This window comes from Pseudomonadota bacterium (genome assembly GCA_030775045.1).
Taxonomy (GTDB): Bacteria; Pseudomonadota; Alphaproteobacteria; order JALYJY01; family JALYJY01; genus JALYJY01.
This window is the reverse complement of the sequence record JALYJY010000054.1, coordinates 6,540-12,110: the sequence shown is the minus strand read 5'-3', so window position 1 is coordinate 12,110 and position 5,571 is coordinate 6,540. Positions and strand designations below refer to the sequence as shown.

The 5,571-nt window shown below is 57.4% G+C and carries 5 protein-coding genes; 3 read left to right on the top strand and 2 right to left on the bottom strand.

The annotated features are described in order from the left end of the window. The coding region (locus M3O22_05975; GenBank protein MDP9196297.1) for a topoisomerase DNA-binding C4 zinc finger domain-containing protein at positions 1–1,101 on the top strand (1,101 nt) is incomplete at its 5' end. A gap of 6 nt (positions 1,102–1,107) precedes the next feature. On the opposite strand, the gene M3O22_05970 is transcribed toward M3O22_05975, so the two are convergent. Continuing rightward, complete coding sequence (locus tag M3O22_05970) at positions 1,108–1,401, bottom strand: hypothetical protein (protein ID MDP9196296.1); 294 nt, start codon at positions 1,399–1,401, stop codon at positions 1,108–1,110. Positions 1,402–1,506: 105 nt separating this feature from the next. Here M3O22_05970 and M3O22_05965 point away from each other — a divergent pair, with 105 nt between their 5' ends. Further along, complete coding sequence (locus tag M3O22_05965) at positions 1,507–2,367, top strand: 2,3,4,5-tetrahydropyridine-2,6-dicarboxylate N-succinyltransferase (GenBank protein ID MDP9196295.1); 861 nt, start codon at positions 1,507–1,509, stop codon at positions 2,365–2,367. Positions 2,368–2,436: 69 nt separating this feature from the next. Here the strand turns inward: M3O22_05965 and M3O22_05960 are convergent, their stop codons facing one another. After that, positions 2,437–3,636, bottom strand: coding sequence for a hypothetical protein (locus M3O22_05960; protein MDP9196294.1), 1,200 nt, complete (start codon positions 3,634–3,636; stop codon positions 2,437–2,439). Positions 3,637–4,261: 625 nt separating this feature from the next. Here M3O22_05960 and M3O22_05955 point away from each other — a divergent pair. After that, positions 4,262–5,571, top strand: a 1,310-nt coding sequence (locus M3O22_05955) for a DEAD/DEAH box helicase family protein (GenBank protein ID MDP9196293.1), incomplete at its 3' end; no start/stop codon positions are given.

Here is a 5,571-nt window from a genome sequence, read left to right as displayed (position 1 = left end):
GACCGGGGCCGCATCGTCACCGCCTTCCTGACCAGCTTTTTCGAACGGTATGTTGAATACGACTTCACCGCCAGCCTGGAAGAAAAACTGGACGATATTTCCGGCGGACGGCTGGAGTGGAAAAAGCTGCTGCGTCAGTTCTGGACCGATTTTTCCGCTGCAGTGGGCGAGACAAAGGACCTGACCATCACCCAGGTTCTGGATGCCCTGGACCAGCATCTGGGCCCCCATTTTTTCCCCGAAACACCCGACACCGCAGCGCTGAAGCACGGCGCCCGCACCTGTCCCGCCTGCCACGAGGGACGTCTGGGCCTCAAGCTGGGCAAATTTGGCGGCTTTATCGGCTGTTCCCGGTACCCTGAATGCAAGTACACCCGCCATCTGTCCATGACCCACGAGGAGGGCGAGGACGCAGCAACCCTGGTGGAAGGCCCTCGCCTGCTGGGTAACGACCCGGTGACAGGGTTACCTGTAACCGTCCGTCACGGCCCTTACGGCGTCTATGCCCAGCTGGGCCCGAAGGAAGAGGCGCCACCGCCAGCTGCAGAAGATGGAAAAAAGAAAAAGACGAAGAAAAAGGACGATACAGAAAAACCCAAACGGGTTTCCCTGCCCAAAGGCCTGCACGCCCATGATCTGGACCTGGATACTGCCCTGAAGCTGCTGGCCCTGCCGCGTGATGTGGGCAAGCACCCGGAAACCGGCCAGATGATTACCGCCGGGATCGGACGTTTTGGCCCGTATCTGAAGCACGGTACCACATGGAAAAACCTGACGGCGGACGACGATGTCCTGTCCGTAGGCCTCAACCGCGCTGTGGTTCTGCTGGCTGAGGCGAAAAGCGGCCGCGGGCGCGGTGGCTCAGCTGCGCCGGGAAAAGAGCTGGGCAAACATCCAGCTGATGGCAAGCCGATTACTGTGGGCGCAGGCCGCTACGGCCCTTATGTGAAACACGGCAAGGTTTTCGCCTCGATCCCCAAAGACACGTCGCCCGATGATGTCACCCTGGACCAGGCGGTGGAGCTTCTGGCGAAAAAGGAAGGAAAAGCAGGCACAGCTCCTGAAAAGAAAACCAGGGCCAGCGGGAAAAAGAAGAAATAGGACCGCCTATCTACGCGCAGCCAGAGCCTCTTTCCTCTGCTCCTCCATGATTTCCATTTCCTGCCGGGACAGGGCCCAGTCGCGGTTTTTGTCCCCTTCCACGAACTGCCTTTCCTGGAAATTGATATACTCCAGGCGGGTGACAACCCCGTCCTTGTTGTGATCCATGGCCCCGAACAGGACTTCCCTGTTTTCCACTGCGGCCAGCGCAGGGAACGACAGGGCTGAAACCACAAGACCAGCGAACAGCACCTTTTTCATTGCATCCTCCCGGGCGGTGAAAACTTCCGTACCAGTCATACCAGACATACCGGCCTTTCTCCAAGAGCACAACCTGTTGCACGCCAAACAATCCATGCAGAAAATTCATTGGATCACAGGGACGGATTGCCCGAAAACAAGACCATGACAACAGCTCTGAAAAAAACCATAGAAACTGCATGGGAGCAGCGGCAAGCCATTCTGGCCGATACGAAAAGTGCCCGCGCGCGCGAGGTTCTGGAGGCCGTCTGCGCGGCACTTTCCCTGCTGGACAGTGGGGAGATGCGTGTGGCCGAACCGGACGGCGCCGGAAACTGGATCATCCATAGCTGGCTGAAGCAGGCTGTTGTGCTGTCCTTCGGGCTGATGCATGTCCGGACAATCCGCGGCGGGCCAGGAAACAGCCAATGGTCTGACAGGATTGGCAGCAAATTTGACGGCTGGTCCGAAGACGATTTCCGCAAGGCCGGATTCAGGGCCGTTCCGGGGGCGATTGTCCGCCACTCGGCCTGGATCGGGCCCGGCGCGGTACTCATGCCCTGTTTCGTCAATGTTGCGGCCCGGGTGGGCGAAGGCACAATGATCGACACCTGGGCCACGGTCGGGTCCTGCGCCCAGGTGGGAAAAAACTGCCACATCTCCGGCGGTACAGGGATTGGCGGCGTTCTGGAGCCTCTCCAGGCCGCCCCGGTCATCATTGAGGACAACGTCTTCATCGGTGCGCGAAGCGAAATCGCAGAAGGCACCCGGGTGGGTGAGGGCGCCGTCATATCCATGGGCGTTTTTCTTGGCGCCTCCACAAAAATCATTGACCGGGAAACTGGGCAGATTTTCCGCGGGGTTGTCCCGCCCTTCTCTGTCGTTGTTCCCGGAAGCCTCCCTGGCAAGCCCCTTCCGGATGGCTCTCCTGGACCATCCCTCGCCTGCGCCATCATCGTCAAGACTGTAGATGCCCAAACCCGGCGCAAGACTGGAATCAATGAACTGCTGCGGTATGGGCCATGATCTGCCAGTCTCTCTCCCATGGGCAGCATTCGTGACGTTTACGATCGCCCCACCGATCCAAGAATTTTTTCAGAACGCCGGGCCAGCAGGATAAACAGCAAACATCCTGTCCGCAGGATTGAGCCATCTGTCCCTGAAGCCGATTTCATCCGGATCCAGCGGGGGAAGATTACCACAGAACTCCGGCTTGGCGAAAAGACGGCATGCGACCACATAGTATTTTTCAGCCGCGACGTCTGTTTCCGCAGGCATGGCGTGCTCTTCAAAGAACGTGTCGAAAGCCTCGCGGAAAACCAGGCTCATGGGAAGCAGGTCCCAGCCCCGGGAAGGAGCGATCCCCTTTTTGTCTGCCATTCTGACGATACCCAGGGCGATCCATCTGTATTCGGTATGAACATTCTGGATGTGTTGCACAGGATCCCTCCCAAAAGAGGCTGAACTGAAAGGGAACTCCCCTATAAAACTGTAGGCAAGAGCCACGCCAAAAAGGTGTGGATCAAGCTGGGCGGAATCAACGTATTGTGCAAGTCTGTCAATGTAGGCCTCCTTGTCCTCTCCACGCTCCTGAACCGGGCCTTTCATTCCAAGGGATCTCAGTTGCCTGAACGTATTGACAGCGGAATGCAAAGCTGAAATGGACGGCCCGAAGACGTTCAGGGTAACAACCTTGTCATAACCGGCGGCGGCAACATAGCGAACGATGCCATCGTCGTCGGCCTTAAGATCTTCGACAACGGCCTTTATTCCCTGCAGTCCTTCTTTCGGCCGTTTCAGATGTGAAAGTTCATGAAACAGGCCCAAAATAAGATGCCTGCGAAACTCTTCCGGACTTAAGCTGATCCGGACCGTCTCCGGCTTCATCCACAGTCCCGCTGCTACAACCCTGTCCCTCAGGGCTTTGGGAGTCCCCTCCAGGGACCAGGTAAATATGATACTGGATTTTATGGCTGTGACTTTTTCGCGCAGCCCTCTCTGTTGTCGTATTTCCTCACCCAGCTGGATAAGCTGTCCCTGATAGAATGAATCTGTCAGGACCCTGTCAGCAATAAGGTCGATATAAAACTGCGTGTTGTCTGCCACATGTTCGTAACCGGGAAGGGCTGCCAGCTTCTTCACATACGACTCTGCCCCATCTCTGACTTTCTGTCCGTATTTTGTTCCATTGTTCTTTTTGCCTGCCAGGCCGGCACTCAGGTCACCGGCCTCTTTATCTGTAAGCCCCACATCCCGGGGACTGACGACAAGGACGGGAAAAGCAAACTGGCCCATGCCTTTCAGGCATCCGGCAAATTTAATACTGTCATGAGGACCGATGTTCAGGCAGTGGAAAGCAGACACAATCCGGGCTTTTTCACCCGCAGGCAGTTCGGAAACCCGTTTTTCTATGCCTTTTTTACAGCCGCACCTGTCCTGTGAAACAGGTCCGTTGTGTGATCAGCAGCGTATCTGCGTCTGGCCGAAGCTTCTCTCTCCGCTTTTTCTCTGGCCGCTTCGGCTTTTGCTATCCGGTCCGCTTCCTCCTCAGAATCCGGAGCGGGATTTTCGTCTGGATGCGCAGCAGGAGCCGGCGGTGACTGCGGTTCCGGAGAAAGATTTTCCAGGGCTGCTTCCCCGGCATTCATATCCGGCTGTTCGGTGTCCGGCCTTTCTCCCACATCCGTCACATCATCCGCACGGACAGGTTTGTCTGGCACAGAAGCACAGGCCGACAGGATAAGGGTCAAAGGAAAAAGGACATTTTGCAAGGCCTGACGATACCATACAATCACAGAATTCTCCTGAACACATTAAAAAAGCGGATCATTGTATAGTTTCAAAATCATTTTCCTGCAATCTTTGTTTGTCCCGCCTGCCATAGATGCGCCCCCTGCCCTCCCTGTGCTATATTTTCTCCATGGGCAGCATACATGACGTTTACGACCACCTTCCCGCGCGGCGGGAAAGGACAGGGCAGGGAAAAAAACTGGAAGTCGTCTCGGATTTCCGGCCCGCAGGCGATCAGCCGCAGGCGATTGCTGCATTAACTGAAGGACTGAAAAACAACGAGCGTGACCAGGTGCTGCTGGGCGTCACCGGCTCGGGTAAAACCTTCACCATGGCGCACGTGATCCAGCAGGTGCAGCGGCCCACGCTGGTGCTGGCCCACAACAAAACTCTGGCGGCCCAGCTGTACGGCGAGATGAAGACGTTTTTCCCCAATAACGCCGTTGAATACTTTGTGTCCTACTACGATTACTATCAACCCGAAGCGTACGTGCCGCGCACGGATACCTTCATCGAAAAAGACTCCAGCATCAACGAGCAGATCGACCGCATGCGCCACGCGGCCACCCGTTCGCTGTTCGAGCGGGACGATGTGATCCTGGTAGCTTCCGTGTCGTGCATTTACGGTATTGGCTCGCCCGAGCTGTATTCGACGATGATCCTGGACATCAAGGCCGGCCAGAAAATAGCACAGCAGCAGCTCCTCGCCCGTCTGACCGAACTGCAGTACAAGCGCAACGACGTGGACTTTTCCCGCGGCACGTTCCGCGTGCGCGGCGACACGCTGGAGATTTTCCCGGCCCACTTCGAGGACCGCGCCTGGCGCCTCAGCCTCTTCGGCGACGACGTGGAAAGCATTCACGAGGTCGACCCGCTGACGGGCGAAAAAATCGCCGCGCTGGAGAGTGTGCGCGTCTATCCCAACAGCCACTACGTCACGCCTAAACCGACTTTGATGCAGGCGGTAGAGCACATCAAGGTCGAGCTGAAACAGCGCCTGGAAGAGTTCCACGCGGCCGGGAAATTATTGGAAGCCCAAAGACTGGAAGAGCGGACCCGCTTTGATCTGGAGATGATGGTGGCCACAGGGGCCTGCGCAGGGATCGAGAACTATTCGCGCTTTCTCACCGGCCGCAAGCCGGGCGAGCCGCCGCCCACGCTGTTCGAGTATCTGCCCAAAGACTCACTGCTCATCGTGGACGAAAGCCACGTGATGGTGCCGCAGATCGGCGCCATGTACAAAGGCGACCGGTCACGCAAATCCACACTGTCCGACTATGGTTTCCGCCTGCCGTCCTGCCAGGACAACCGGCCGCTGAAGTTTGAGGAATGGGAAGCCATGCGCCCCCAGACCATCTTCGTCAGCGCGACCCCGGGCCCGTGGGAGCTGGGGCGCACCGGCGGCGTTTTCACCGAGCAGGTGGTGCGGCCCACGGGCCT